Consider the following 26,306-nt stretch of genomic DNA (forward strand, 5'->3'; position numbering starts at 1 on the left):
TTTTTAATTCCGTGTGGAGATAAAAATGCGGTTCGATATAGAGGGATTTATTACATTTGATACTGAGGAGGCCTCTCTGGTCAATCTCTTGACCGGCGATTGTATTGAACTCTCCGCCACTTCGACTCGCCTTCTTACTAGTCTGTTGCAATACCGGGGGGATATTATTTCGCGGGTTGATATTTTCCAGACGGTGTTTGAAAAATATGGTGCGAGGCCATCTAATAGTAATCTTAATCAGTACATCTCAACGCTGCGTCGCAGCCTTGCGGATCTGGGTATTGAAAAGAATGTGATTATTACGGTACCGCGAATTGGCTTTAAAATTTCTGAGGATGTCATTATCACTACCGACAATGATTACTCTTCCTCTATCACACTGCCAACCCTTTCTCCACAGCTGCCTGAGCGTAACTTGCTGCAACAACATTGCAAAGCGGCGATGTTACTGATCGCGTTCGCAGCAGTCGCGATGCTGCTCTCTTATTTTTTTATCTATAAAAAACAAACAGCTAAGCTCATGTTCACCCAAGATAAATGCACTATTTATGGTTCCGAAGCTATCCCGGTGACAGAAATACTCAGGAATAAAAAGCTCTTTACCTCGGGGCTGGACTGTTCCACGCCAAAGAAAATCTACTTCTTTAACCGACAAATGAATCAGGAGCAGGGATTAGGTATTTACATGGATATTTTCATGCTTGAGTGCGACATTAAAGACCAGCAATGCCATAGTTATTACTATAAGGAAATAAAAAATGCGTAAATATGCCTTGATATTTTCCGCCTGTTCGTTCGCGCTGATACTATTTTCAACCCTGTACCTAAACTTCAGTTCTGAGGACTCATTTTCCTGTGAATCACGCTACGATTTGACGGAGAATATAAATGAGAACATTCTTCGCTCCCAAGGATTGCTATCCGCAGAACTTTTCAAAAACCATCTTTTAATCAATCTGGAGGGTTTACTCACCAGCAATGGCGATAAATATATCGTCTCACGCACTATCGCCATCACATTAAAAAGAAACATCGTTCCCAGCCATCTTTTTTATTTAAAAGACTCGCAAGTCATTCGCCACCACGCTGATAATACGCCAGAAGATATTGCGCAAAAAAATCTCTTTGGAAGCCGAACTAATGATAAAATCATCTATATAAATCACGTCAATGATGATACTATTTTGTTAGGCACCCAAAAGTTTCCACAATATGGTTGTCGCCGTCAGAAAACCATCATTGATTGAGATTCATCTCATTAATTTTAATTAAAACGATATCATGACGATACATTTACTTCCGACATTAGCCAGCATCGCCAATATCATTGATATGATTAACCCCCGGCTGAACCTGCACCATGTCAGAACGGCGTTTATCGCATCACATCTGGCTAATTTAGTGGAGTTCTCTCCGGCCCAGCGGCGTAAAACCATTCTGGCGGCGCTAATTCACGATGTCGGTGGGTTAAATGAAAAATCACGTCTTGAGCCGCTAAATTACATCGATAACGAGCATAACAACCACGCGCTTATCGGCAGCGAATTGCTTAGCCGCATCCCGTTGTTTCGTCCTCTTAACAGGATTGTTCGCTATCATCACACCCACTGGCGCAACGGTCTTGGACATTATATTGAAGGAGAACTGGTCCCCGAAGAGAGTCACCTGCTGTTCTTCGCCGACCGGCTGGATGTACTTTATTGCCAGCACCGTACCAGTCATATCGCATTTTTAAGCAAAAAGCTGGTCGACATCGTCGCCGCCGGGGCGAATATTCTCTATAAACAAGAGTACGTCCAGGCGTTCAGAACGCTTTCCGCCGATGAACATTTCTGGTCAGTCATGGCCTCCACCGACTATCGCGATTACATCAAAGCGATTCCTGGCGTACATAACGATACCATCTCTTTACATAACCTCCGCGATATTGCTGAACTGGTCTCTTTTATTGTCGATCAGTTCAGCCAGCAGACGCCGTGGCACTCCGCGGCCGTCGGCCATATTGCCGGCTATCTGGCGACCACCATGGAAATGAGCGCGACGCAAACGCTAAAAGTTGAGATTGGCGGATTGCTGCATAATATCTCCTGCCTGGATCATAGCCCGCCGCCAGCGCGATCCGCTTCGCCAGGCAGAGCAGAAGCCTCTCTCTATAGTATTGAAGGAATTGATGATATTACTGAATGGATAGCCATGCAAAATCGTAATGCGTCCTCTAAATGGCACGCTGAATCGCTACAAACGGAAGCCCTGCTCATTACGGTTAGTCGACTGCTGGTCCATGCCCTGAGCGGGCCGAAGGGAGAAGAAAAATCGCTGGCCCAGTTAATTAAAAATAACCCGGGAAATGAAATTCCCTCGTTTATGCTGTCGCCTATCGCGCAGCACGCTTCACAAATTATTCAGATCTATCGCGCAACTGCGGGAGAAATAAAAGAGCTGGTGAATCGCGTTGAGCAACTCACCAGCTCCGCGTAAAGAGCCACCCCGCCTGAACGTCCTCAGGCGCTTAATCCGCCGTCCAGAATCAGAGTTTGTCCGGTCATATATTCACTCCCCTCGCCGATTAAAAACGCCACGGCCTTCAGTACATCATCCGTTTCGCCCAACCTGCGCAGAGGTATCGACTGGCGCATCTCTTTCAATTTTTGCGCGGGTATCTCTTCCAGCATCTCCGTGCGGATCAGGCCCGGCGCCAGGCAGTTTACCCGAATGCCGAAGCGCCCGACCTCCAGCGCCAGCGAACGCGCAATGCCGCTCATCGCCGCTTTACTCGCCGCATACGCCGTCTGCCCGACGTTACCCTTGAAGGCGCTGACCGACGACATCATCACGATGGAGCCGCGCCGCTGCATCAACATCGCCGGCAGCAGAACCCGGTTCCAGTTCATCATTGAGATAACGTTGGTGTCCAGCACCTCGCGCCATAGCGCGGCGTTCTGGTGAATATGCAGGCCATCGCGAGCCATTCCGGCATTGTGAATAATTGCCTCCGGTGCGCCCCGCTCGGCCAGCAGCGCCTGAGCAAGTTCTCCAACCCGCGACTCGTCGTTGCCGTCGCAGGCGTATCCTTGCACCTGATACGATGAATTTTCACACTCCGCCAGAGTGGCGTTAATCGCCGCTTCATTGCGCCCGGTAAACACCACGTTCCCGTTTTGCGCCAGGCCGGCGACCAGCGCCCGGCCTATCCCCCGGCTGCCGCCGGTAACCAGCACCCATTTTTGCGCCATATCAGCTGCCTGACTCTTTGCTGATATGCTGACACAGTTCACCCAGCGTGATCCCCGGATTTTGAATAAACCAGTCCGCTTCCAGGGTAATATTGAATTCACGTTTTGCCAGCACCATCAGCTCGACGTAGTCCAGACTATCTAACTTTAAGCGAACCAGCGGCGTATTCTCATCCACCTCATCCGGCTCCAGGTCCTTGGCGTCACAAATCATTTCACACACTTTTTGCAGAACTTCATCATAGGGAATCATAAATTATCCTTAATTATCAATTAGTAATTGGTCCAACTTTTAGCGTAACCACATTCGTTATGACCTGATTATCCAGCTGCGCCGCCGCTGCAATACGCACCAGCGCGCCCTGCTCAGCCTGGCCGACCACCAATGAAGGCAACAGCCAGAGCGACAGCGAGCCGGGTTGGACCGGCGTCCCTTTGCCTGCCAGATGAGCATCAAAAACCACTTCCTGATGGGTTTGCAGCACCGGGTAGCGGGAAAAAATTTGCTGCAGCGAGGTTTCCCCCGGTCCGAGCAGGGCTGCAATATTCTCCTGGCGCAGCAGCGCCTCATCGCAAATCAGCTGACGGAACAGCAGCGCATCAAGGAACTGCCACTGCGCCAGGTCGGGCCAGGCGCGATTGAAATGGGATTGCAGCGCGAGCAGCGTCGTGGACGCCAGTTTGCTGGGCTGCTTACCCTCCAGCGACTCCGGCTCAGCCGCCAGGCTCATCTGGCATGACAAACAGATTTCGCCATTCTGCGGGTGGCTAACCGATACAGCGGAGAGAATCCGCTGTTTCGCCGTCCCGGGCGTTAACAGCCAGTCGGTATCGCACCATAGCGGCCTGCGCAGGCGGACCTGGCATTTTACGTATCCCTCCGGGCGGCACAGCCGCGACTGGACATCGCGCTTCACGTCCAGAAGCGCGCGCATTCCGTGGACGCTCAGCTGCCCCGCCCCCATCGCGCGCGCTGCCGCGTAGTCGAAGTGAATGGGGTTTTCATCGCCGGAAAACGCCGCCCACTGCTGCGCATCGGCAAGGGTGTAGCGCAGCAGCGTCACGCGTGTTTCTCCAGTACCAGCGCGGTGTTCGCGCCGCCGAAACCAAAGCTCAGATTCAGCGCCCGACGGATCTCTCCCTGACGATGCCCTTCGGCGATATAGTCGAGATCGCACTGCGGATCGGGCTGCGTCAGATGCGCTGTCGCCGGCATGATCCCCGCCGCCATCGCCTGCAGGCAGACAATGGTCTCGAAGCTCCCCGCGGCGGCGATCAGATGTCCGGAGTAGGCTTTGGTACTGGAGACCGGGATCCGGTACGCCTCGTCGCCGAGCGCTTTTTTCAGTGACTGCGTTTCATTCATATCGTTGAGCGGCGTGGAGGTGCCGTGAGCGTTGATATAATCGAGATCGGCAGGCTGCAGGCCCGCGTCGCGCAGCGCCCAGCGGATAGTCTGTTCACGGGCCACGCAGTCTTCGGCCGGTGAGGTAAAATCCACCGCATCGGAGAAATTGGCATAACCGGTGACCTCCGCGAGGATTGTCGCGCCCCGTGCCAGGGCGCTTTCGCGCTCTTCCAGGCACAGCACCGCGCCGCCTTCAGAAAGGACAAACCCGCTGCGCTGCAGGCTGAACGGGCAGCTGGCCCGCTCCGGCGATGACGCTTCCCGGCTCAACGCGCCAAGCACATCGATATTCCAGATAGCGCAAACGCTGTTTAACGACTCCCCGGCCCCGGCGAGCATCATGCTGGCCCGGCCAAAGCGAATCGCATCATAGGCCTCGCCAATGGCGATAGTGCCGGTGGCGCAGGCGGCGACCGGAGTATTTTGATAACCGCGCAGATTCCACAGCTGACTACAGGCCGCGGTGGTCACGTTCGGCATCGAAAAGAAGCAGCTGAAGGGCGAAGAGACGCCCGTTTTCTCAAACTCCGGTACCGCCAGATAGCTTTCATCCAGCCCTGCCCAGCCGGAGCCGATAATGGCGCCACACCTCAGCGGGTCATAAGCATCGGTGGGTGGTTTGCCAGCAAAGGCCATCGCCACCGCCTCCCGCGCGGCGGCCAGCGCCAGGCGAGCGTGACGCGGCAGACGCCGACGAATAGCGGCGGGAATCCCCTTGAGGCTGGGTTCCTTCTCTACCTGACCGATAAAATGGGTGTGGATGCCGTTAGCGGAGAGATCCACATAGCGGTAACCGCGTCGATAATCCATGATCGCCTGCCAGCTTTCGGCAGCGCTATCGCCAAGGGGAGTCACCGCGCCATAGCCGGTTATCACCACGCGATAAGGGGGTTTACTGTGACTCATTCTGGGAAATCCTCTGTTGCGGGTTATTGCCTCCCTGCGCCAGCCAAAGCTGCAAAGTGGCATAAAGATAGTCGTACTGGTTCTGCGCCAGGCTGTTCTGTACGTCGAGCAGCGCGTCCTGTGCGTTCAGCAGGGTCTGGTAGTCCACCGCGCCCGCCCGATAGCGGCTTTCGGTGAGCGTCAGGCGCCGCTGGCCCAGCTGCAGCGATTGCAGCAGGCGCTCGCGCTGCTCGTCGGCGTTAAGCCGCTTCTCCATCGCATCGTCCACCTCCGACAGCGCGGTGTAGGCCGTACGGCGGAAGTTCACCGCCTCCTGCTGCACCTTTACGCTGGCCTGCTCCACGGTAAGCTGTACCGTGTTCCACTGGATAAAGGGCGCGCCGACGCTGCTTCCGACGGTACGCAGCGGGTCGTTAAACCACTGGTGAAAGATCTGGCTGCCGGCGCTCAGCGTCCCCTGCAGCGAGAGCGTGGGATAAAAGCTCAGCCGCGCCGCATCGGAACCCGCCAGCGCCGCGCGCAGCCGCGACTCCGCCGCCTGCAGATCGGGCCGGCTGGCGAGCGCGGCTAGCGGCGTGGCGCTGGCAATGGCGACACGCTGATGGACGTCAAGCGCCGGTGCTTCATCGCTATGCTGCGCGGGGGGCCTGTTGAGCAGCAGCGCCAGCGCGTTGCGGGAGATCGCCCGCTGCTGTTTCAGGCTTTGCAGCTGATTCTGGCGACTGATGACCGTCTGCCGGGACTGCAGAACGTCAAGCAGCCCCACTTTCCCCGCCCGCTGCCAGGACTCAATCTGCGCCAGCGTCTGCCTGGCGATATCCAGGCTGGTGGCCTGATAAGCCATTTGTTGATTCAGCAGCGCGATATTCCAGTAGAGCTGCGCGGTAGTATCAATCGTCGACAGGATCGTCGCCCGATAGTCCTGTTCGCTGGCAATCGCCTCCCACTCGCTCTGTTCACGAACCCGCGCCAGCTTGCCCCACAGATCCAGCTCATAGCTCAGGGATAACGAGGCGCTATAGCTCTCCTGCGAACCTCCGCTATTGAGCGGCTTTGAGTTACTGCCGGCGCCGTTAAGCGTCGCGTCGGGGGAGATATTGGTTCGGGCTAGCCCGGCGGAAATGCGCGCCTGCCGAAGGGTTAAGGCGGCAGCGGCCAGATCGTTATTGCTTTCCAGAACCTGCCCCATCACCCGCGACAGACGTTCATCGCCGAAACGGTCCCACCAGCGACCCGCTTTCTCCGACGCAAGCGCGGCGCTTTGCCCTTCCGTTCGCTGCCAGTTCTCCGGCACCGACAGCAGCGGCCGCTGATAATCGCTGCGGGTCAAATTTCCACAGCCCGTCAGCAATACAATTAACGATAATAAAGTCAGCGATCTCATTCGCGGGCCAGCGCCTCCGTCGGGTTTAGCCGCGCCGCACGACGCGCCGGGAAATAGCCGAACGTCAGGCCTATCAGGGCGGAAAAGCCGCAGGCCATCGCCACCGGCAGCCAGGTAAAGACCATGGAAAACTCCTGCGTCAGCAGGGCAAACAGGTTACCGGCGGCCCATGAGCCCAGCACTCCCGTTAAGCCGCCGAGCGCGCAGATCATCACCGCCTCAATTAAGAACTGATGCATGATATCGGTAGGGCGGGCGCCGACCGATAGCCGAATGCCAATCTCATGAGTGCGTTCGGTAACGGAAACCAGCATGATATTCATCACCCCCACGCCGCCGACCAGCAGCGAGATGGCGGCAATAGCGGTGATCAGCAGCGACATGGAGTCGGAGGTTTTTTGCAGCGCTTTGGCGAGCTGCTCATCGGTCTGGACAAAGAAATCTTTTTTGCCGTGCTCGCGGATAAGGTGCCTTTCCGCGCGCCGCGCTGCTTCCTGCGGCGACAGCGTTTCCTGGAAGCGCAGCGTCAGCGCCTCCAGCGGCTTATCGCCGGAAATCCGCTGCAATAGCGAACTATAGGGGATCCACGCCGACATAAACCCGCTGACCACCTTTGGCCCGGGCTTGCTGGCAATGCCGATTACCCGCCACGGCGCGCCGGCAATCTGCACAATTTTACCCAGCGGATCTTCATTGCCGGGAAACAGCGTCTCCCTGCTGGTTTCATCCAGTACCAGCACCGGTTCGCGATCCTCGACATCGCGGCGGGTAAAACCGTTGCCCTGAATAAAACGAATCCCCTGCAGCGAAAAGTAGTCTGCGGAAACGCCGGAGAGAATTATCGAAGAATCAAAGCCCTGACGCACCGCGGTGGTCATGCTGGAAACAATCGGCGATACCCCCAGAACCCAGGGCTGCCTGCCGAGGCTGGCGATATCATCCAGCGACAGCGCCCGCTCCATATCCGGACGCTTGCTGCCCCAGCCGGTACCCGGGCGGATTTCAAGCGTGGTATTTCCGAGCTTACCAATCTCATTCATGATGCTCTGCCGGGCGCCTTCCCCCACCGCCATGGAGGAGACCACGGACGAAATGCCGATGATTATCCCCAGCATCGACAGAAAGGCGCGCATCCGATGTCCCAGTAAGGAACGCCAGGCCATCCGCACCGACTCTCCGATACTGCGCGACAGCGAGGCCCGACCATTATCCTGTACTGCGGGAAGGCGCTGAATGCCGCGATTATCTCGAGCGCTGTGGGTACTGTCGGCAACCACCTGTCCGTCGCTGATCTCGACGATCCGCTGCGCCTGCCGCGCCACCTCGCGATCGTGAGTCACGATGATGACCGTGTGCCCGTCGGCGTTCAGCTGGTGCAGAACATCCATCAGCGCCCGACCGCTGACGCTATCCAACGCCCCGGTGGGCTCATCGGCGAGAATAATCTGCGCGCCGTTGATTAACGCCCGGCAGACGCTGACCCGCTGCTGCTGGCCGCCGGAAAGCTGAGCGGGTTTGTGCTGTAACCGCGCATCAATGCCCAGCTTTTCAGCCAGTAGCGCAATGCGCGCCTGGCGTTCAGCGGCGGGCATCGCGGTATAGAGCGCGGGGATGGCGATATTCTCTTCCGCCGTCAGATAAGGCATCAGGTGGTAGCGCTGAAAAATAAACCCCAGCCAGCGGCTGCGCAGCTCGGCCAGCGCCGCGCTATCCGCCCGGTGAGTGGCGATCCCGTTGATATAAACCTCGCCGCTGCTGGGCTTATCCAGGCAACCAATAATGTTCATCAACGTCGATTTACCCGAGCCGGAAGCGCCCATAATCGCCACCATTTCGCCGGGCATAATGGTCAGAGAGACGGATTTTAGTACCGGAATAATCTGCGTCCCGGCGGTAAAATGACGCGTGACGTTGTTCAGCACGATCAGCGGCTCAGCCATCACACAGACCCCGCGTCCTGCGGGATCACCACCCGCTCATCGGGCCGTAATCCTTCCAGCACCTGCGCGTACTGACGATCGTTAATCCCGATACGGACGGTGCGCTCCTCGCTACCGCTCGCCGTTTGCACCATCACAATGTAACGCTCATCACCGAGCGAACGCCCCAGCGCGGCGACCGGCACGCGCAGCGCGTCTTTTACCTGCGCGATGCGGATAAACACCTGGGCGGTCATTGAGGTTTTCAGCAAGCGCTGGTGGTTATCGACTTCGAAGGTACCGTTATAGTAAATGGCGCTGCTCTGCTGATTACCGGCAGAAGCTCCGCCGTTTTGTTCCTCCAGCGCCTCCTGCGGCGCGGGCTGGACGTAGCCCAGCTCCCCTTCATAGCGCGTCTGCGGATCGGCGATGACGTAAAACCACAGCGGCTGACCGGGATGGATTTTCTGAATATCGGCTTCGGAAATGCGCGTTTGCACCTGCATTTTATCGAGGTCGGCAAGCACCAGAATCGTCGGCGCGATTTGTGAGGAGACGATGGTTTGCCCCTCACGGGTGACGATGCCCAGCACTTCACCATCCACAGGAGCAAGGATGCGGGTGTAGCCGAGGTTGGCGTTGGCGGTCTGCACGCTCATTTCCGCCTGTACGATCTGCGCTTCGTTAACCGCAATCTGCTGGACCTGCGCGCTATACTGCGCCTGCGCCTGCTCAAGATCGCTACTCACTCCCGAGCCATCGCGCTGCATCGCCTGCTCGCGCGCCAGCGCTTTGCGGTACTGTACCAGCGTGGCCTCGGAAGCCAGCTTTTGCGCCCTGGCGCTGGCCAGCTGCGCGGTGGCGTTGCGTAAATCGGAAAGCTGCAGCGTCGGGTCAATTTCGGCTAACAGCTGCCCCTTACGTACCCGCTCGCCCTGGCGCACGTACAGCTTACGTAGCTGGCCGCTGACCTGCGCGCCGACGCTCACCTGGACGGCAGGTTTAATAGTCCCGCTCGCCAGCACTACTTTTTCGATATCCCCGCGATCGAGCGCAACGGTGTAGAGCGACTCGGCCTGGGCCGGAAGCGAGCGCTGATAAAAAACGGCGGCGATAATGGCCAGGATCGCGACCAGCGCAAGTAGCCACGCTTTACGGCGGCGTAAAAATTGTCGCCTCATTGGCCCGGCGCTCCCTGTGCGATATCGCGCAGCTCGCCTTCATCCAGACGATATACCCGCGTGAAGTGATGCAGGATGGGCGCACTGTGGGTTACCACGATCAGCGTTTTGCCCTGTTCACGACAGTGCTGGCACAGCGCGGCGATCACCGTTTCCGCGGTTTCGTCATCAAGATTGGCGGTCGGTTCATCGCAGAGCAAAATAGGCCGGGCGCTGTAGAGCGCCCGCGCCAGCATCAGCCGCTGACGCTGGCCTAAAGAGAGCGCCGAATGGCTCTCGCGGATCAGCGCCTCCATGCCTCCCGGCAGCGCCTGAACGACCGGCCCCAGCGCCATTTTATCGACCAGCGCCTCCACTCGCCCGCGATCGCTGTCGCTGTACCACGGGTCAAACAGGGTGATGTTTTGCAGCACCGAGGCGTTAAACAAAATATCTTCCTGGCTCTGCAGCCATACCTGCGAGGCCAGCTGGCGGGCGGTCGCCTCTTCACCGTCCAGCAGAATGCGCCCATGCTGTGCGGAAAAAAGCCCGGCCATCAGCCGTAGCAGGGTACTTTTTCCGGCGCCGGAATCGCCGACAATCGCCACCCGATCGCCGGGTTCCAGCCGGAGATCAACGGCATTCAGCACCGGGCTTTGCGGAGCGTAATGAAAGCTCACCGCCTCAAACGCCAGCTGCGGAACCGCCTCCCCACGCAGCGGAGATAACTGAGGAGTTGCAGGTTCCTCACGGGTAAACAGGCCCTGCGCGCGGGTATCAATCACGTGTAGCTGCGATTTACGGATCACGGCATAGAATATCCGCGTGACGTAAGAGGTAAAAATCTGCCGTAAAAAGCTATAGGCAAAAAAGTCGCCCAGCGAGATAAGCTTTGCGCTCACCAGTGGCAGCACCACCAGCATAAAGACCACCATCTCGAGGCTGCCGGTGAGCTGATACAGACCTTCTTTTACCTGCTGGTAAACTTTCTGCCGCTGAAGGCAGGTGAAAAGGTCGTGTGACAAACGGGCAAACTGCGCTTTGCGCTGCGTTTCCAGCCCGGCAGTTTTAATGGTTAACACCCCCTGAAGGGTTTCCATGAAAAAGTCATTCAGCGTCGCGCTTTTCAACTGCAGCTGCTGCGTATACCAGCGGTCGCGGAATATCGCCCAGACGCTGATCAGCCCCATCACGACAATGCCCGCAGCGGAAATGAGCGCCAGCGCCGGTGAGATCCAGAACATAATGCCGATAGCGATAACGCAGATTATCCAGTCCGAGCGGAGTCCGTTATCCAGCTCGATTTTTTGCAGCATCCCTCCCTGCCAGGCAATAAAGCGGCTGAAAACATCCCCCGGCGCGCGTTTTTCAAAAAAACGCAGCGGATTATTCAGCAAGCGGGAAAAACCGATATCGCTCTTGAGGAGGACAAAGCGGCGGATAAAGCGCTCGCTAATCACCCTCACCCCCAGCGCTAACAGCGTGGATATGACAAAAGCGAGGATGAACCATAAATAAGGAAACTGCGTATTCTGAACGTCTGAGAAGGCCTGGTTTATCGCCCGACTGACCATCGTCGGCATTAAAAACAGCGTTAGCGATACCAGGAAGGTTAATAGCATCAGTTTATAAATACCCGGTACCGCCGCGGTCTCCTTCAGGCTCATCGCGCGCGGCATCTCCTGCTGCGCCCCGGCAATAACCGGATCCGGACTGGCGATCGCGCCGGGAGATTCTTCGAGGATCAGCGCATAGCCGCTAATCTCTTTTTTTAATGCCGAGAAAGGCAGCCACTGCTGGCCAATCGCCGGATTCATCACGCAAACGTAATCCCCTTTGCGCCAGGCCAGCAGGACATAGTGGCTGGCGCCATAGTGCAGAATGGACGGGAACGGCAGCGCATGGAGTTCATCGTGGTCAAACAACACCGGCGCGGTGGCAATGCCGACCTGTTGCAGGATAACGGATAGATCGCTCAACGATGTCCCATGATCGGATGCGGGGAAAATTTCCCGCAATGCCGGGAGAGAGCACGGAATATTCTGGGTCTGCGCCAGCATCGCAATACAGGAGAGGCCGCATTCATTGGTCTCTTCCTGGAAAACCATATCAGGGATAATCTTTTTCATGATGATGCATCAGTGATTAATAAAATAGAGCGAATGGCTGTGCCACAAAAGCCAGTCCTGCGGATAGTCACGCAGGGTGTTTTCAATCATCGTCGGTAGCTGTGCCGCGACCTCTTTTGGTCTCAGCGGAGAATAGATCTTTATTTTTATCCCCTGCTGATAATAGAGGTGATAAAAAACCACCTGCGCCGATACGATGCGAGAAAATCGCTGTACGCCGCTATGTAATTTCGCCGGGCGGCCAAAGAGTCGGCAGCTTATTTTCCCGGACTGCGCTTCATGGGTCTGCACGGTGTAATCGGCAGGAATGTCGGGGAAAATAATCATATTTTCCCGCCCTTCCGATACATTGGTCATTAACGCCATAAGCTCGCTGGCCAGCGACGTATTATCCTGGTGGATTGAGCAGTAAGAGAGCGCGACGCCGCCCATTTTTCGGCTGGCGACGGTGTAGCTTTCCGCGCTGGAGGAGACCACCACGCTGGCTTTTCCCGGCGTCACGCCGGCCCCGACCATCGCCGCTAAAATATCGGAAACGCAGTGCAGCGGCGCGAGGACGACCGGCGTCTTTTGCGCCACCAGAGGCGCGACAACGGCATCAAGCTCTCGCGTGCACGCCTGCATCTGGGCCAGCGTAGCCGGATGCTGTCCCCAGGTCGCGCCCATTTCAAGCAACTGACGGCGCATGGCTATCCATGCGGCATCGATTCGCCCGTCGGCGCCCGTCAGGCAGCGGTAGTTTTGCGTCGCCACGGCGGTACGGCCGCGGTAGTGTCGGCCCAATAACCGTAGCCGACATAGCGCGCGAACCGCTATCAACAGCAGCGGCATGGGGGTGAAACGCATGATCCTGCGCACCGCCTTTTGGCCATAGCCGGTAAAAGGCCGGTAGCGCCAGCTCAGCTGCGCGAACCATTTTCTTACGCTGAAAACGCTCCAGACGATGAGAAAACGCGTCACGCTTACTCCTTGTCCTGCGTTAACAGCTGGCGCATATAGTCAGCAAATTCAGGGAACTGGCGATCCTTCGCAACCACGTATTTTTTATTAACAATAAACAACGGCGTCGCGTTAATGTCGTAGAGTTCGGTAATTTTCGCCATATATTCCAGGCGCTCGGCAACGGCCTGACTTTGGCGTATCTGATGGTATTTCTCGACATCAATATCATTTTTTTTCAGCCAGCCGTTAAGCGCGTCATCATCCGCTAAATTAATACCGCGGGTCAGCACGGCGTTAAAAGCCCGATCGCGCATCTGGCGCTCAAGGCCCATAACCTCCAGCGTGGCGAAAACCGGCGCATAAATGGCCAGGCCGTTTCTTTCGGCCGTAATATGGATAACGTCAAAGGCGCTATCCGCCGGTAACGTGGCGGCGAATTTTTCGATCTCTTCTTCGTTCGACGCGCAGTAGTGACAGCCGTAGGACATCACTTCAATGATGCTTTTCTCATTCTTGATTGGGCTACTGGCAACGGTGGCGCTGTCAATTTCTCGTAGAGCCGAAGGCTGACTGCTATCCAGCGAAAACGTATTGAAAACAAAAATGTGATAGCACAGCACGGTAATTAGCGACGAAATTAACGCCACCAGAAATGTATAGCCAACAGCGGTAATAGGTTTTATCTTCATTTGATACCAGGCTCGCGAATACGGCGGAGAAATACATGGAGGGTTCCCCCTCCATGTAACGCATCAGAAATTACTGACGGATGCTATTCGGTACAACACACATACCGTCAGGCGCATCTTTGGAGGTCACGGTTGAGTTACCGTGCTTATCCGTACAGGTAGTCACTTGTTTACAGGTAGAGATACCGCCAACAACCACCGTCTCGTAAGAGCTGGTGCAAGTTTCCTTGCAGGTCCCGCCAATGATTGTTGATGCTTCAATCATGCTTAATTTTTTCATTTGTTAGATCCTTAACTATTTATATTGAAATGTATTTTCTTACACTTACCTACTGGCTTAAATACCTGCCAGTAATTCTTGCGATGTCATCGCTGGTACGTTATTAAACGCAGGGGGTAGCCACGATGCATTTGAAAATATTAAACAGTTCCACGTTATTTTTTACGTTTAATTTTTTCATCAGCCCGCGTTTACAGCGGCTCAATCGACGAACATCAATTTTTTGCTCAGAGGAAATTTGTGACAGCGTTTTCCCTTTGAATATTTCTTCCATTAACCACCAGTCATCGCTGGAGATGCTGTTGTTAAAATCCCTGGCGAGCCATTTCTGTCGAGTATAATTAATTAAGGATCGACTGAAGAAAATTTTCTTCGCCACCATGGCATCAGCGCTTTCGATAAATTTAAAAAAATTATCCAGCGATTCATTCTTTAATAGCCAACTCGCTTCCGGCAGCAAAGAATGCAACGCAAAAAACAGAGAGATATTATTTTCTCCCAATAAAATTACCAGCTGCTGATTTTCCCGGCAGTAATACTCTTTAATGGTGTAGAGCGCATTAAAACGCTCATCCGGCAAACTGTCGACATCGCAGAGGATCCAGCGCAGTTCATCTTTTTGCTTTGGCTGACGCAGGGTGTTGATCAATTGTGAGAATTGGTCAAGCCTTGAGAAAGCGCAGTCGTCTTCATGCGCGGCCAGATCGGCCACCACCGAACGCACGCCTTCCGCGAAAAAGATGTTTTTATCGTAGAGAAAGAAATGACGGCTCATAGTTAATCATCCTTGATCTAATCTACTGGTAATTTATGGTGTAATTCGCAGTTGCCTGGAAGGCCCCGGTTTGCAAAGTTTTGTTACTCAAGGCATCCGGTTCCCCTTCCACAAAAGCTTTAAAATTTAACTGCATGGAGGCACTGGAAATGGCAACCGCGGTCGTCGGCGTATTTAGTGAAATCGCCGTACCATCATTCTCTTCAAAACCAATGCCAATGCCGCTGGCAGAGTTAGGCGCTATCGGCGTTATCGCCAGGCGGTCGCTCATGTTGGCATTTTCCGTGCCGCTAAATGTTACGGTAACGGAATTAAACACATCAGTACTGCAATCCTTAAGCTCAATCACAAAAGCTTTAGGTTGGGATTTTCTCTCCGCATAGAGCGTACGGGTGGAAATTTCGCCAAAATCTACGGCGATATTTTTTGACGAGGGAACGATACTGCAACCATGGGCAACGACGGTTCCCTTGAAGTTTAAATCGCCGCCGATCAGCTCCCCGATAGCCTGTGCCGGGGTGGCCGCCGATAGCGAACCTATGAGTACCATTGATGCGATAAATTGACGCATGCTGTCCCCTTACTGAAACTCAGCGACCACGGTGGCCGATGCCTGGAAATCCCCTTCGAGAACGTTGGTTCCGGCATTCGCAATCGGCGCGGCCGTCAGATTCCAGGTTCCCTGGTTATTGGTAAAACCCGGGACGTCATAAAACCTATTCGCCGCAACTAAATTGCCGCCCGAATCCTTGAGGATAATGCCAAGATTTGAGCGATCGACGGCGCCAGTCGTGCCTAAATAATCACTATTAAAGCTGGCGGTATTGGCCTGCTGGATCCCCAGGCGAATATTCAGATTACCGGTTGCAAAGCTTCCCCCTTCGCATTTCACCTGGATTGGCACAGACTGGCTGTAGTTGTTGCCATTAAGCAGGGAACCCGCGCTGGGGATAGTATTGAAATCAACGGTGATCGGTGAGCCCGAATTGACAACACATTTATCCGGGACGGTAATCACCCCGGAATTAATTGAGATAATCGACATTGGCGTAGTGCCCATCCCTGCGCTGTAATTCCCCAGACGCCCATAAAGCTTAGCGATTTCTGTACCCAGCAGGTTCACGCCGTTGACAATCGGCTTGGTAATCATAAACGTTACCCGCCCCTGAGCGCCGGACTCAAAGTTATTAAACTGGGTCGTGGGCGGAACGCATTTGTTCTGATACGCTCCGTTCGTTTCATTATTAAAAGGAACGGCAAAATAATCCATCCGTTGACCGCGAATATAAATCTCTATTTTTACATCCATATAATCATTAAGCTTTAAATACCCAGGTGAGCTTCCCTGCTGCAGTATTGATGCGGTAGCCGAGTAATAAATAGCCTGATCTTCCATCGGAATCGTACAGCTGGCAACCCCAGAATATTGTCCACCCAGGGAAAAGACATAAGGAATGGTTGCTCCGGGGCTATTATTGGTAATATCCTGATTGGCCACGTCAATATTATACATTTTAGGCCCGCCGACCGGGGTAATTTCCCCTTCAACCGCCGCACCGACGTTCAGGGAAAATAAACTGCCGCAGAGTAAAATAGTGACGCAAGATTTCCGCCCGATAACCCGCTTCGCCATCAGAGATACTCCATTTTTAAACGCAGCAGTCCGCTAAAATTACCCGCGGTCACGTTACGCGCGGTCGACTCCAGCACGGCAATAAACGTCAGGCTGCTGTCGCCGGTTTTCACAATAAACGGCGGCTGCGTTTGGTTAATATCCAGCGCCCGCTCTTTGATATCCAGCAGGCGAATACCGGCGCCAGAAATACTGCCGGTCAGGCGCAGCAGCTGGCGATTGTGCTCATCAGACTCGCCGATAAAGGTCAGCTGTACCGCCTGCTCGCCGGTGGTGTAGAGGTGCTTGCTATTGCCCGTCGTTCTTGATGCGATGCTGTCCCGCGCCTGCGATGCGCCCTTCAGACAATCCCTGAGCTCGACGCGAACCAGCACCGGCTGGCTGCGGTCGCCAGCCTGATGAAAACGACGGGCGCTAATTTCACCCATCTCAATTATCTGCAGACGGCTCTGCGGCGCCAGCACGCAAGGTGAGGCATAGACGGAGCCGTTGAATATGACGTTACCGCCATCTTCCCCCTGATGATCCCGGTTATAGTGCTGCGGCTGTAGCGGAATATCAGCCTCGGCCAACACGGGCATACTGATACCGAATACAAACAGTGCTAAAAGCGATAAACGCGTTTTCATCATCAGGTTCCTCTTTAATTACCCTTGCTGCGATGGCGGCAGAGCTTTACAGGTATTTCCTTCACAGCGATATTTCAGTTCGGGATGGCCGCCATAGTCATTCACATACATCATGGCAAACTCTCGCACGCCGCCATCGGTGACGCTGAATTCCAGGCTGGACTTCGGCGCAACCATGATCCCCGGGAATTTGGTGATTTTTTCACCCTTCACGCGGGATAAGCCAATGATGGTGATGTAATAAGGCGTCGGATTTTGCGCGGTCATCTTATTTCCGCTCTTTTGGAAGACGACCTGGTCCTGCCATATCTCGCTTTTGCTTTTGGGAATAATGGCGGTCGGGCGGAAAAATAATTTAATCCGCGACTGCATGGCTAACTGCAGGACATTAGCTTTATCCGGCTTGGGCGGAATTTCGCGCACGCTTAAATAAAACAGGCTTTCGCGATCCTGCGGTAATTGGTTAATGCCATCCGTTTTGGTGACACGCGCCACCCCTTTTTGTCCGCCGTTGATACGCTGTAAAGGCGGTAGCACCACCAGCGGAGAGGTAATCTTGTTGCCCTTGCTGTCCTCGACCCAGGATTGCGCCAGAAACGGAATATCCGGACTGGTGTTGGTTAAATTGGCGCTCGCCGAGCTGTCTTTACCGGTGATAATCAGGCGAGTGCGGTCCAGCGAAACGCCTGCCTGAGCGGTACCGCTTACCGCCGCCAGCATCAGAGCGCCCATCCAGCAGAGTTTGTTGCTTGTTATGCTCATTTTTGACCTTTTATTACTGTCACTGTCATTTACACGGCAATAGCGCGGCTGTCGCACGACGCTCTATGGTGGGCGGGATAGCGATCTGACACTGCTTCTTCCCGCCCCAAACGACGCTTAGCAGCTCCTGAGGATTAACCCCTGCCAGCCATCCCTGCCCGCCTTCCATAATCATGGATACGCTTACGCCATCGTCGTTAATCACCTCAGCGCCGAACGGCGGATAGGTGCCATCAGCCAGCCGAATAATGCCCATCATTTTTTCGCCCTTCGCCATGCCAAAGGTCTGATAGCCAATGGCGCCTTCGGTCAGCGTGGCGGTGCTGATAGCTTTTGCTGGTTCGATGGATTCCGACATCGCATCCACGTCGACTCGGGTGTCAAAGCTGTTGTAGCTCACGATGTCCGGAATAACGGCGATGCCGAAATTATTGGTTCTTGATTTACCGTCATTAAGCGGAACGTCGCCGATACCGTTGGTATTCACCATAACGCGGGCCGTATTGAGCGTCGCACCGCTGTTGTGGAGCGCCGCGCCGTGCCGTGTGGCGGTGAATCCGCCGCGCAGCGTGCTGCTCAGGGAGAGATAGTTATCCTGCTGATAGCTGGCGTTACTGTTGATTTCGGCATACTGCGAGCGGCGCTGATAATAGCCGTCGACGTTGGCATAACCGCTCTGGCTCGCTCCCGCACGCAGCCGCCACAGGTTGTTATAGTCGCTGCTATCGGTATACGAGAGCATCGGGCTGGTTTTACCGTTATTGGTCTGCACGTCCAGGCCGCTCCATTTACTATCGCCAACCGGAATAGAAAGTGAGAGAGCAATAGAGTCGTCCTTCCGACCTTCATAATCAGAACGATAGGCCGAAATATTGGTGGTGATCCCGCGAATATTACCGACGTTAAACGAGCGTCCTAACGAGATGCCGTAGCGATCCTGGCTGCTTCTGTTCCAGTAATTCTGGTGGGTATAGGTCAGAAAGACGGTTGTCGCCTTACCTGGCTCATCAGCCCAGAAAGTTTTATTACCGGTGATGGTATAAACTTCTTTTTCACGGCCAAGACTGTCGTACCCCTCATAACGCTCGTTGAGATACTGCGAGAAAGAACGGAAGTCCTCCTGCGAGAAGCGATATCCGGCGAAGGTAATTGAACTGTTATATTCGTCGAAGGTTTTCGCATAGCTCAGCTTAAACGAGGTTCCTTTCAGTCGCTTTTGGTTCGACTGCTGACTGTAAGATTCCGTGGCATCCAGCGAGAGCGCGCCGAAGACGCTGAGATCGCGACCGATACCGGCGGAAACCGCGGTATATTCGGCCCCTGCGCTCTGCAACCCGCCGTAGAGCGACCAGGCATTGGTGATCCCCCAGGAGAAATCACCGGAAGCGAAACCTGGCCCCTGAATTTTATGGCTATAGCGGGACGGCGCACCGATAGCGACGTTGTAGCGCACGTAGCCTGGACGCGTAAGATAAGGAATATTGGCAGTGTTAACCTGGAATGTGGAGATGGAGCCGTCCTGCTCTTCCACCTGAACATCCAGCGTACCGCGCACCGAGCTCCGTAAATCCTGAATATTAAACGGCCCGGCAGGCACCGTCGTTTCATAAATGATGCGTCCGCTCTGCTTCACCGTCACCTTAGCGTTGGTCTTTGCCAGACCGCGGATTTCCGGCGCGTAGCCCTGCAGGTTTGGCGGCAGTTGACGCTCATCGCTGGCGAGATTCAGCCCGGTAAAACGAACGGTGTCGAAAACCTGCGAATCAAGATAGATCTCCCCTGCCGTCAGTTTTGCCGCCATCATCGGCAGCGGACGATAGGCGTAGAACTGATTCATATCGAAATCAAATTGATGCGTCGCGCTGTAGTAGCTGGTCTGATATTCGCCGCGTACGCGCCAGCCGCCGAGGTTGAAGCCTGTCTGGCCATATCCGCTCAGGGTGCTGTAATCCTTGTGCATATCAAGCTGGCGGGTATATTGGCCGGTGAGGCTATAGTCGAGCAAAAATCCGCCGATCCCCTGGTCCCAGCGCTCAGGCGGCGTCCAGTTTGGATCGTTATATTTCATCCACGCTTGCGGAATGGTGATATCCAGCACCCCGGCGTAGTTGCTGAGCGTGGCGCCCGGAAGGCTGAGGAGGTCATAACAATCGGCAAACGGCTGCGCGACCTTCTGCTGGGCTTCTTCTTTTAATGCCAATCTTGCAAGAATTTCGCCGTTAATGCAGGCCTGAGTATGCTTCTCGTCTTTGGAAGCCAGATAGCGAACCTTTTGCTGCCCTACAGCCTGACCATTTATTTTAATGTCTAATAAGTACTCGCCCGGTGGCACATAGTTGTCGGTGGCAAAACGCGTTAAATCGATATTGTCGCGGTCGGCGGCATCCAATACGTCGGTGTTGAATTCCACATCAGTGGAGGCGCAAGCCACAGAAGCACAGCAGAAAAAAAGGATCTGAGAGAGGATTATTTTTATTTTTAGTTCTGCTGACATGACTATTCATCCCGAATCATTCAGTAAAATATCGTGCGCGACAAACAAGCTACAACAGCAATAGCTGGCTTATTTCTAGTTGTAATCCATAAAGAAACGAGTGACGGCGTAAAAATCTCCAGCCTTAATATGTTGCTGAACCGGAACCAACGAAGCGGTAAATTTCAGCGTATTATTCTCATCACTCAGAAGATACCCGGAAGAGGGTTCTCCAAAAGTTAAAATCTCCCCGTGGCGATCGCGAATCTGTATCCCAAAGCCTTTTCCCTCGCCATCCGGAATTAATACCGTCGGGTCTTGCGACGAAGCATTTCCGGTAAAGGTGATGGTGGCATAGGCACCGGGCGTTGATGGATTTTCGCTACCGAAAGAGGCACAGCCGACTAAGCGCACCAGAAAAGGTCGGATCAGCTTACCTTCCTGGTCCATATTAATATCGCGAGCCGAGATATTACCGAAATCCACCCACAGTTCCCGCGAGTTGGGATCGATATCGCAGGCGGCAGCAACCAGCTCCCCCGAAAGCGCCAACTGTCCGGGCGTAAAATTAGTACTCAAAGCATGTCCGGAGAAGAGTAATACCGATACGAATAACGCCATCAGTCTCTTTTTCTCTGTATCCTTAACCATACTCAGAATTCCATATTATCTGGCACCCATTCCAATATCGCGGGGAGAAGTCTCCCCGCGAGCGATAATTCAAAACCGATTATTGATAATCGATAGTGAAGTTGATCGTTGACTGGAATGCACCCGCGGTAACGGTAGTGGTAGAACCGCTCGCAGCAGCTTCCGCTTTCAGGAAGGCCACGAAAGGAATGGTGTTGGTGCCATCAACCAGAGTGACCGGAGTCGTCTGCGCGCCCCAGGTCACAGTCTGGCTAGCGCTGTCTTTCAGGCCGATACCCGCACCGGATGCGGTACCAGAAGTGAATGCAGCCAGAGTAGGATCGTTCGGGTTAACCGAAGTCGGGGTGTAGGAAACAACGGCGCTGCTAGCGATGGTGGTGTCGCAGTACTGCAGTTCGATGCTTTTAGCTTCAGTTGCCTGACCACCGCCCTGCAGCAGGGAAACTGGAACCTGACCAAAATCAACGGTTACCGGGCTGGACGACGGGGCCAAACCACAAGCAGTGTTCACCAGTTCACCCTGAAGCTCGATAACCCCGTTGGTTGTATCAGCAGCCAGAGCAGACATAGAGCCGAGAGCAGCAGTTAATGCCACAGCCATAGCAACTTTATTCAGTTTCATAGAAAATTCCTGCGTTATAAATTTTTATCCTAAAGAGTAAGGAGCTATAAAATTGCTGCGGTATATTTTCACAACAATCTGCAGCCCTCCGCATCACCGAAAAATCCGTTTCAATAATTAGACTATTAATTAATATTAATAATTTAATTAAATCCAGATCCCCTGGTCGGCAAAAATACTAACAAATCATTTTTGGGGTAAAAAGAAATACATTTAGCAGGGAATTAAAAAAAGATTTAACCTCGCGAACAATCCCGCGTCAGAAATTTAACTCGCAGAACACTGAGATATATCCTAAAAACAAATTACGCCAGGTAATTAATAAATTATAGATGCCATGAATTCACCTTAAAATAATTTTAACATAGATCACAATTTTTTAACAAAGAAGTTATCAGCTCTTTCTGCGGGTCATACGCAGACACAACCGGAGAATCTTTCCGCACCACGCCGTTGCCGCTTCTTGTTTTCCTGGCCAGAAGACTCCGTTATCATGCGGCTCATGAGTCAATGAAAAGAAATGCACAATTTCACGGGAACCAATGAGCCGCAGCGTGACGTCATGAAAACAATAAAATCCGCTAACTCATTAAAACTTAAGTAAATGGACATCAAAAACTGATGAGTACACTAGAGAATCTTGACGCCCATACGCCCATGATGCAGCAGTATAGAAAATAAAATGATAGTAAATTGATATATATGAATATTTAGATAAAAACGAACACAACAAGCTACCTATAGGCTACAAATATTGAAATCAATCTGGCTGCTCTTGTATAAGCTGGATTTCCAAAAGGTATGTTTTCCTCTAAAAACTCATCGGCAAAAAACATAATTCACAGCAGGTTTACTGTTGTGTCTTAGGAAATCCGATGCCATCTCCGCTGCGTATAGCGTTTCTAAGTAATACGTCAAAAACTGTTTGGATGGTAGTTGGCACGTATGGTATCTGTCGAGGGCTATGGGTTAAGTATGTGTTTTCTTGGTTTATCTATTTCTTAACTAGTTTCAAAATGTTAAATCGATCACAAAAAGGCAGTAGTAGAAACTATGAGCATATGATTTGCCATTTTTTGAGGGTTGAATGTAAACAAGCCTGTTGGCAAAATTGTTGATGTAGTTATGACTACTTTTTTGGGATTTTGAAATCCTACACAGCAATGACAACATAGTACCATCAAGAAACAGTTAAAAAGGAAATAATATGACTGCAAAACTATGTTTCTTCCCCGTAGGTAATGGGGATATGACACTTATTCAAACTGAAGATGGAAAAAATATATTAATCGATTGCCGTATTAGGGATGGAGAAGAACATCCTGATGTCCGCTCACAACTTAGAGAAAAACTCTCTCGTGATAGCGAAGGGCGTCTTTTCGTCAATCTTTTTATTTGGACGCATCCTGATTCAGATCATTGTGATGGAGTATCTGATCACTTTCACTTGGGGAAACCTGAAAATTGGAGTGAAAAGAGCGATAAAATTTTTATCAATGAAATTTGGTCAAGCCCAATTGTATTTAGACGCCATCATGCTCAAAATCATCCATTATGTGATGATGCAATAGCGTTAAATACAGAAGTGAAGAGAAGAGTTAATCTTTACAAAGAGAAGGGCTATTTGGATGGTGTCGGAAATCAAGTCTTGGTCTTAGGTAAAGACGAGAATGGTAAAACTGATGATATACCATATATTCTTTTAGAATTAGATAATACAACCAGTTATATTAACGGAGAATCTTCATCAGTCTTTCAAGCCCGGTTATTAGGTCCATCACCCAAGAAAGATCTCGACGAGTTAGAAGATAAATTAGGTAAAAATCATTCGAGTGTTATCATAAACTTTGAATTAAGAGGTGATAACAAAACTGCTTATTTTTTAAGTGGAGGTGATGCTGAGGTTGTGTGCTGGGAAGGTGTGAAAGATCGTCTATCAGACAAGAATGAAATGTCATGGTTAGATTATGATATCTTACAAACACCACATCATTGTTCTTGGCACAGTATATCTCATGATAGTCTAAGCCAAAAAGGCGACGATGCAAAAACCTCTGAAAAAGCAATGGAGGTATTTAACCGTGCAAAACAAAATGCTTTCATTATATCAAGTTCGAAAACAATTGAAGACGATGAAAAAGATCCTCCAGCTTACCGAGCAAAAGAAGAGTATGAAAAAATAACAGATGATAAAAACGGTCAATTTCTGTGCGTATCTGATCACAAAAAAAATGGGAAAAATGTTCCTTTAGAAATTGAAATTTCCAGTAATGGTATTAAGAAGATAGCGGCATCTACATTAGGTATGGCAGAATCATCTAATACAGTAGTAAATAGACAAGGTGGTGGTGGTTATGCCTGATTGTCTTAAAAAAAAGATAGATCAGTTAAATAGAATCCTTGCACCTTATGGTGCAAGGAAGCTGTCCAATACTGAATTATCTATTCTTGATGCAAAATATGTATGTGTCTGGGAATTATCTACAGATTTAGTATTCAATGACGACTCAATTGTATTACAAATAAGGTATAAAAGTTTAACACCGCATGATATCCCAGAAGTATTTGTATCATCTCCAGTAATAAATGTATGTCAATTACCTCATATAGAAAAAAATGGTAAACTATGTGTTTGGCCAAATACATATATTATTGATTTGAGTGATAATTCATATGTTCTTGAATTATTAAGTGATGCCTATTCAATGTTGAAAAAAGGCATCAAAGGAGATCTTAGAGATGATTTTATTGACGAGTTTCAGAATTACTGGATTTATCATTGCAATAAAATAGAACGTATTATTAGCCTATGTGATTTGAACATAAAAAACACAAGATTAGTATACGGCTACAAAGCAAAAACATTAGGATGGATATATTCTGATGGCGAACAAAAATTAATTAATTGGTTAGATAATCAGAAACTACTATCTTCCAATTCAGATAACTCTAATGCAAGAGATAAACACCTACGCCAAAGACAACTTTCCAGAATAATATCTATTCCATTAATATTTTTTGAAAATGCATGGTATCCAGAACAATATCCAAGAACAATAAGAGATTTATTCAATTTAATCAATGAATATCATAATGAGCCAGATATAGTTGATGAGTTTATTTTAAAATCAATAGCAAATATATCTAATCGCAACCCAACTGTTTTAATAGCATTTCCTACGCCCTCAGGAATGAATATTATAGGAATTCGAATTTCTGAGAATGTAGGTGATCGTCATACAGATAGGTATGATACAAGAGCTATCGCTAACGGTCGATTCCACATTAATTCATTATTAGATGGTCATAGAGATTATATCAATGGCCGCATTTTAAAGAATAGAATTGGTGAGTTAAAAGCACAAAACATCTTAGTTGAACGTAACGATAACTCATGGATAATGGGTAGAGATCATAATCCTACTTATAAAAAAATATCTGAGCATACAGTAGCTATAATCGGATGTGGCTCAGTCGGTTCATCTATATCGAGGCTGTTAATACAATCTGGCATTACAAAAATAATGCTCTGGGATGAAGACTCTATGAAATCAGAAAATTCTTCACGACATCTCCTGGGGTTCGATTCTGTTAACAAAAATAAAGCATCTGCTCTCGCATCCAAACTTCGTTTAGAATTTCCAAACACCAGTATAGAGTATTTTAATGAAGAATGGTCCGAAAACGCTGAATCAAGTACAAGAATTACTGAGGCTGACCTTATTCTAAGCTGCACAGCCGATTGGAATACCGAGCAACAACTGTTAAGTAAACAATCTCAGTGTAATTTGGGCGTTCTTGTTTTTGCTTTTGTTGAAGCTCATGCAATGGCTGGACATGTAATAGTAAATCAAATAGATTCTGGTGCCTTTAATGCCTGGCATTACACACAAGGTGAAAAAATAGGTGCATTGAGATATCCTGCTACATATTGGAAAGAAAATACAAAAAAAAGAATTGCTGCTTGTGCTGGAGAATTTCAGCCTTATGGAGCGATACCTTTAGCAAACTTACATTCACTTGCTGCAAGAACAATAATTGACTTAATATTGAATAGATTTCCTGACAGTTCCTTTGCATATAGCTATCTTGGTAGACAAGAAGAACTGGTAGAACTTGGTGGTCAATGGAATAATTGTTGGATAAATAAATTTGGCAATCCAAATAAAGGCGATCGAATCATTTCTTTGATTTATGAAAACTCAAATTGGATGAATAACGATGCATAAATTTTATAGTTGTGATTTAGATTTTTATATATGCATCAGTGAAGATATTATGGAAGAGTTATTTTCTTATAGACAGAAAAATTGCCTAAGTAAAGAGTCTGGAGGAATGTTATTTACAAATAAACTTGATAACACAGAAATAGAAATAAATAAAATCTCAACACCTTGCTCATCTGATATAAGGAAAAGAAACTATTTCAAATTAGATGAGAAAAAAGCGAAACAAGAAGTATTAATACAATTTGAAAATGGTTTCCATTATTTAGGCGACTGGCATACACACAACGAATCTATTGCAAACCCATCACATACTGATATTAATAGCATTCATGAGTTATTTACCAAATCTAAACATAGCAGACCATTTTTTATAATTTTAATAATTCCTAATCAAAATGTAATATCTAATTGTTATTTGGCAGCGGCAGATGGAAAAAAGATATACCAATTTAAATATCAAAATCAAACAACAACGATTTAGA

General features: G+C 50.8%; 25 protein-coding genes. 6 read left to right on the top strand and 19 right to left on the bottom strand.

Annotation, left to right across the window (positions count from 1 at the left end):
* Nucleotides 1–25 precede the first annotated feature (25 nt).
* The 3 genes from ABLV11_RS07390 to ABLV11_RS07400 are packed head-to-tail and all read left to right on the top strand — an operon-like array spanning nt 26 to nt 2,478.
* A complete protein-coding gene (locus ABLV11_RS07390; protein ID WP_004104891.1) occupies nt 26–766 on the top strand; it encodes a winged helix-turn-helix domain-containing protein in 741 nt (246 codons plus the stop codon).
* On the top strand, nt 759–1,247 hold the full coding sequence (locus ABLV11_RS07395) for a hypothetical protein (protein ID WP_348855257.1): 489 nt from the start codon (nt 759–761) through the stop codon (nt 1,245–1,247). The genes ABLV11_RS07390 and ABLV11_RS07395 overlap by 8 nt, the downstream gene beginning before the upstream one ends.
* Before the next feature lie 34 nt (nt 1,248–1,281).
* Nucleotides 1,282–2,478, top strand: a complete 1,197-nt coding sequence (locus tag ABLV11_RS07400) for an HD domain-containing protein (protein WP_023321509.1) — start codon at nt 1,282–1,284, stop codon at nt 2,476–2,478.
* 23 nt (nt 2,479–2,501) lie between these two features.
* On the opposite strand, the gene ABLV11_RS07405 is transcribed toward ABLV11_RS07400, so the two are convergent.
* The 19 genes from ABLV11_RS07405 to ABLV11_RS07495 all read right to left on the bottom strand — a co-directional run bounded on the left by ABLV11_RS07405 (nt 2,502) and on the right by ABLV11_RS07495 (nt 21,595).
* Nucleotides 2,502–3,233, bottom strand: a complete 732-nt coding sequence (locus ABLV11_RS07405) for an SDR family NAD(P)-dependent oxidoreductase (protein WP_326932869.1) — start codon at nt 3,231–3,233, stop codon at nt 2,502–2,504.
* 1 nt (nt 3,234) lies between these two features.
* Entirely contained in the window at nt 3,235–3,486 is a 252-nt protein-coding gene (locus ABLV11_RS07410) for an acyl carrier protein (RefSeq protein ID WP_004104899.1), read from the bottom strand.
* Between the two features lie 16 nt (nt 3,487–3,502).
* Nucleotides 3,503–4,297: a MaoC/PaaZ C-terminal domain-containing protein gene (locus ABLV11_RS07415; RefSeq protein WP_163525325.1), complete on the bottom strand. Its 795-nt coding sequence runs from the start codon at nt 4,295–4,297 to the stop codon at nt 3,503–3,505.
* The gene (locus ABLV11_RS07420) at nt 4,294–5,547 is read right to left on the bottom strand and encodes a beta-ketoacyl-[acyl-carrier-protein] synthase family protein (protein WP_348855259.1); all 1,254 of its coding nucleotides are present in this window, start codon (nt 5,545–5,547) and stop codon (nt 4,294–4,296) included. The genes ABLV11_RS07415 and ABLV11_RS07420 overlap by 4 nt, the downstream gene beginning before the upstream one ends.
* Nucleotides 5,534–6,931, bottom strand: coding sequence for a TolC family protein (locus ABLV11_RS07425; protein WP_265785075.1), 1,398 nt, complete (start codon nt 6,929–6,931; stop codon nt 5,534–5,536). Before ABLV11_RS07425 ends, ABLV11_RS07420 begins: the two co-directional genes overlap by 14 nt.
* Nucleotides 6,928–8,871: an ABC transporter permease gene (locus ABLV11_RS07430; protein WP_126489472.1), complete on the bottom strand. Its 1,944-nt coding sequence runs from the start codon at nt 8,869–8,871 to the stop codon at nt 6,928–6,930. The genes ABLV11_RS07425 and ABLV11_RS07430 overlap by 4 nt, the downstream gene beginning before the upstream one ends.
* Nucleotides 8,871–10,031 (bottom strand): efflux RND transporter periplasmic adaptor subunit, encoded by a 1,161-nt coding sequence (locus tag ABLV11_RS07435; protein WP_016809797.1) that lies wholly within the window; start codon nt 10,029–10,031, stop codon nt 8,871–8,873. The genes ABLV11_RS07430 and ABLV11_RS07435 overlap by 1 nt, the downstream gene beginning before the upstream one ends.
* Nucleotides 10,028–12,139 carry an ATP-binding cassette domain-containing protein gene (locus ABLV11_RS07440; protein ID WP_105889072.1) on the bottom strand — a complete coding sequence of 704 codons (2,112 nt, stop codon included), beginning with the start codon at nt 12,137–12,139 and terminating at the stop codon, nt 10,028–10,030. The genes ABLV11_RS07435 and ABLV11_RS07440 overlap by 4 nt, the downstream gene beginning before the upstream one ends.
* 9 nt (nt 12,140–12,148) lie before the next feature.
* Nucleotides 12,149–13,099, bottom strand: coding sequence for a hypothetical protein (locus ABLV11_RS07445; protein WP_064370253.1), 951 nt, complete (start codon nt 13,097–13,099; stop codon nt 12,149–12,151).
* A gap of 2 nt (nt 13,100–13,101) precedes the next feature.
* Nucleotides 13,102–13,770, bottom strand: coding sequence for a DsbA family protein (locus ABLV11_RS07450; RefSeq protein WP_004104920.1), 669 nt, complete (start codon nt 13,768–13,770; stop codon nt 13,102–13,104).
* Between the two features lie 70 nt (nt 13,771–13,840).
* Complete coding sequence (locus tag ABLV11_RS07455; RefSeq protein ID WP_004104922.1) at nt 13,841–14,050, bottom strand: DUF4762 family protein; 210 nt, start codon at nt 14,048–14,050, stop codon at nt 13,841–13,843.
* Between the two features lie 103 nt (nt 14,051–14,153).
* A complete protein-coding gene (locus ABLV11_RS07460; protein ID WP_004104924.1) occupies nt 14,154–14,825 on the bottom strand; it encodes a hypothetical protein in 672 nt (223 codons plus the stop codon).
* A 22-nt stretch (nt 14,826–14,847) separates the two neighbouring features.
* Entirely contained in the window at nt 14,848–15,396 is a 549-nt protein-coding gene (locus tag ABLV11_RS07465) for a fimbrial protein (RefSeq protein WP_023321514.1), read from the bottom strand.
* A gap of 9 nt (nt 15,397–15,405) precedes the next feature.
* Nucleotides 15,406–16,458 carry a fimbrial protein gene (locus ABLV11_RS07470; RefSeq protein WP_348855260.1) on the bottom strand — a complete coding sequence of 351 codons (1,053 nt, stop codon included), beginning with the start codon at nt 16,456–16,458 and terminating at the stop codon, nt 15,406–15,408.
* Nucleotides 16,458–17,087, bottom strand: a complete 630-nt coding sequence (locus ABLV11_RS07475; protein ID WP_340689375.1) for a fimbrial protein — start codon at nt 17,085–17,087, stop codon at nt 16,458–16,460. The genes ABLV11_RS07470 and ABLV11_RS07475 overlap by 1 nt, the downstream gene beginning before the upstream one ends.
* Before the next feature lie 18 nt (nt 17,088–17,105).
* Nucleotides 17,106–17,849 carry a molecular chaperone gene (locus ABLV11_RS07480; protein ID WP_004104938.1) on the bottom strand — a complete coding sequence of 248 codons (744 nt, stop codon included), beginning with the start codon at nt 17,847–17,849 and terminating at the stop codon, nt 17,106–17,108.
* A gap of 25 nt (nt 17,850–17,874) precedes the next feature.
* A complete protein-coding gene (locus ABLV11_RS07485; RefSeq protein ID WP_004104940.1) occupies nt 17,875–20,343 on the bottom strand; it encodes a PapC/FimD family outer membrane usher protein in 2,469 nt (822 codons plus the stop codon).
* A gap of 75 nt (nt 20,344–20,418) precedes the next feature.
* On the bottom strand, nt 20,419–20,973 hold the full coding sequence (locus ABLV11_RS07490; RefSeq protein WP_004104942.1) for a fimbrial protein: 555 nt from the start codon (nt 20,971–20,973) through the stop codon (nt 20,419–20,421).
* Between the two features lie 79 nt (nt 20,974–21,052).
* Nucleotides 21,053–21,595 carry a fimbrial protein gene (locus ABLV11_RS07495; protein WP_004104944.1) on the bottom strand — a complete coding sequence of 181 codons (543 nt, stop codon included), beginning with the start codon at nt 21,593–21,595 and terminating at the stop codon, nt 21,053–21,055.
* A 1,207-nt stretch (nt 21,596–22,802) separates the two neighbouring features.
* Between ABLV11_RS07495 and ABLV11_RS07500 the strand changes: the two genes are divergently transcribed.
* From ABLV11_RS07500 to ABLV11_RS07510, 3 genes are read left to right on the top strand one after another with little or no spacing between them, the layout of a single operon-like run.
* Complete coding sequence (locus tag ABLV11_RS07500) at nt 22,803–23,957, top strand: hypothetical protein (RefSeq protein ID WP_046688253.1); 1,155 nt, start codon at nt 22,803–22,805, stop codon at nt 23,955–23,957.
* The gene (locus ABLV11_RS07505; protein ID WP_096953267.1) at nt 23,950–25,824 is read left to right on the top strand and encodes a ThiF family adenylyltransferase; all 1,875 of its coding nucleotides are present in this window, start codon (nt 23,950–23,952) and stop codon (nt 25,822–25,824) included. The genes ABLV11_RS07500 and ABLV11_RS07505 overlap by 8 nt, the downstream gene beginning before the upstream one ends.
* A gap of 49 nt (nt 25,825–25,873) precedes the next feature.
* Complete coding sequence (locus ABLV11_RS07510) at nt 25,874–26,305, top strand: Mov34/MPN/PAD-1 family protein (protein WP_224440677.1); 432 nt, start codon at nt 25,874–25,876, stop codon at nt 26,303–26,305.
* Nucleotide 26,306: the final 1 nt, after the last annotated feature.

The organism is Klebsiella sp. GW_Kp181 (assembly GCF_040062315.1).
Classification (GTDB): Bacteria; Pseudomonadota; Gammaproteobacteria; order Enterobacterales; family Enterobacteriaceae; genus Klebsiella; species Klebsiella oxytoca.

What these genes read in the sequence shown, in the direction of transcription:
- ABLV11_RS07430 (WP_126489472.1), bottom strand. Translation starts at nt 8,871, where the DNA reads ATGGCTGAGCCGCTGATCGTGCTGAACAACGTCACGCGTCATTTTACC.
- ABLV11_RS07495 (WP_004104944.1), bottom strand. Translation starts at nt 21,595, where the DNA reads ATGAAACTGAATAAAGTTGCTATGGCTGTGGCATTAACTGCTGCTCTC.
- ABLV11_RS07390 (WP_004104891.1), top strand. Translation starts at nt 26, where the DNA reads ATGCGGTTCGATATAGAGGGATTTATTACATTTGATACTGAGGAGGCC.
- ABLV11_RS07500 (WP_046688253.1), top strand. Translation starts at nt 22,803, where the DNA reads ATGACTGCAAAACTATGTTTCTTCCCCGTAGGTAATGGGGATATGACA.
- ABLV11_RS07480 (WP_004104938.1), bottom strand. Translation starts at nt 17,849, where the DNA reads ATGAGCATAACAAGCAACAAACTCTGCTGGATGGGCGCTCTGATGCTG.
- ABLV11_RS07470 (WP_348855260.1), bottom strand. Translation starts at nt 16,458, where the DNA reads ATGGCGAAGCGGGTTATCGGGCGGAAATCTTGCGTCACTATTTTACTC.
- ABLV11_RS07425 (WP_265785075.1), bottom strand. Translation starts at nt 6,931, where the DNA reads ATGAGATCGCTGACTTTATTATCGTTAATTGTATTGCTGACGGGCTGT.
- ABLV11_RS07405 (WP_326932869.1), bottom strand. Translation starts at nt 3,233, where the DNA reads ATGGCGCAAAAATGGGTGCTGGTTACCGGCGGCAGCCGGGGGATAGGC.
- ABLV11_RS07420 (WP_348855259.1), bottom strand. Translation starts at nt 5,547, where the DNA reads ATGAGTCACAGTAAACCCCCTTATCGCGTGGTGATAACCGGCTATGGC.
- ABLV11_RS07440 (WP_105889072.1), bottom strand. Translation starts at nt 12,139, where the DNA reads ATGAAAAAGATTATCCCTGATATGGTTTTCCAGGAAGAGACCAATGAA.
- ABLV11_RS07505 (WP_096953267.1), top strand. Translation starts at nt 23,950, where the DNA reads ATGCCTGATTGTCTTAAAAAAAAGATAGATCAGTTAAATAGAATCCTT.
- ABLV11_RS07510 (WP_224440677.1), top strand. Translation starts at nt 25,874, where the DNA reads ATGGAAGAGTTATTTTCTTATAGACAGAAAAATTGCCTAAGTAAAGAG.
- ABLV11_RS07455 (WP_004104922.1), bottom strand. Translation starts at nt 14,050, where the DNA reads ATGAAAAAATTAAGCATGATTGAAGCATCAACAATCATTGGCGGGACC.
- ABLV11_RS07485 (WP_004104940.1), bottom strand. Translation starts at nt 20,343, where the DNA reads ATGTCAGCAGAACTAAAAATAAAAATAATCCTCTCTCAGATCCTTTTT.
- ABLV11_RS07450 (WP_004104920.1), bottom strand. Translation starts at nt 13,770, where the DNA reads ATGAAGATAAAACCTATTACCGCTGTTGGCTATACATTTCTGGTGGCG.
- ABLV11_RS07410 (WP_004104899.1), bottom strand. Translation starts at nt 3,486, where the DNA reads ATGATTCCCTATGATGAAGTTCTGCAAAAAGTGTGTGAAATGATTTGT.
- ABLV11_RS07490 (WP_004104942.1), bottom strand. Translation starts at nt 20,973, where the DNA reads ATGGTTAAGGATACAGAGAAAAAGAGACTGATGGCGTTATTCGTATCG.
- ABLV11_RS07395 (WP_348855257.1), top strand. Translation starts at nt 759, where the DNA reads ATGCGTAAATATGCCTTGATATTTTCCGCCTGTTCGTTCGCGCTGATA.
- ABLV11_RS07435 (WP_016809797.1), bottom strand. Translation starts at nt 10,031, where the DNA reads ATGAGGCGACAATTTTTACGCCGCCGTAAAGCGTGGCTACTTGCGCTG.
- ABLV11_RS07460 (WP_004104924.1), bottom strand. Translation starts at nt 14,825, where the DNA reads ATGAGCCGTCATTTCTTTCTCTACGATAAAAACATCTTTTTCGCGGAA.
- ABLV11_RS07465 (WP_023321514.1), bottom strand. Translation starts at nt 15,396, where the DNA reads ATGCGTCAATTTATCGCATCAATGGTACTCATAGGTTCGCTATCGGCG.
- ABLV11_RS07400 (WP_023321509.1), top strand. Translation starts at nt 1,282, where the DNA reads ATGACGATACATTTACTTCCGACATTAGCCAGCATCGCCAATATCATT.
- ABLV11_RS07475 (WP_340689375.1), bottom strand. Translation starts at nt 17,087, where the DNA reads ATGAAAACGCGTTTATCGCTTTTAGCACTGTTTGTATTCGGTATCAGT.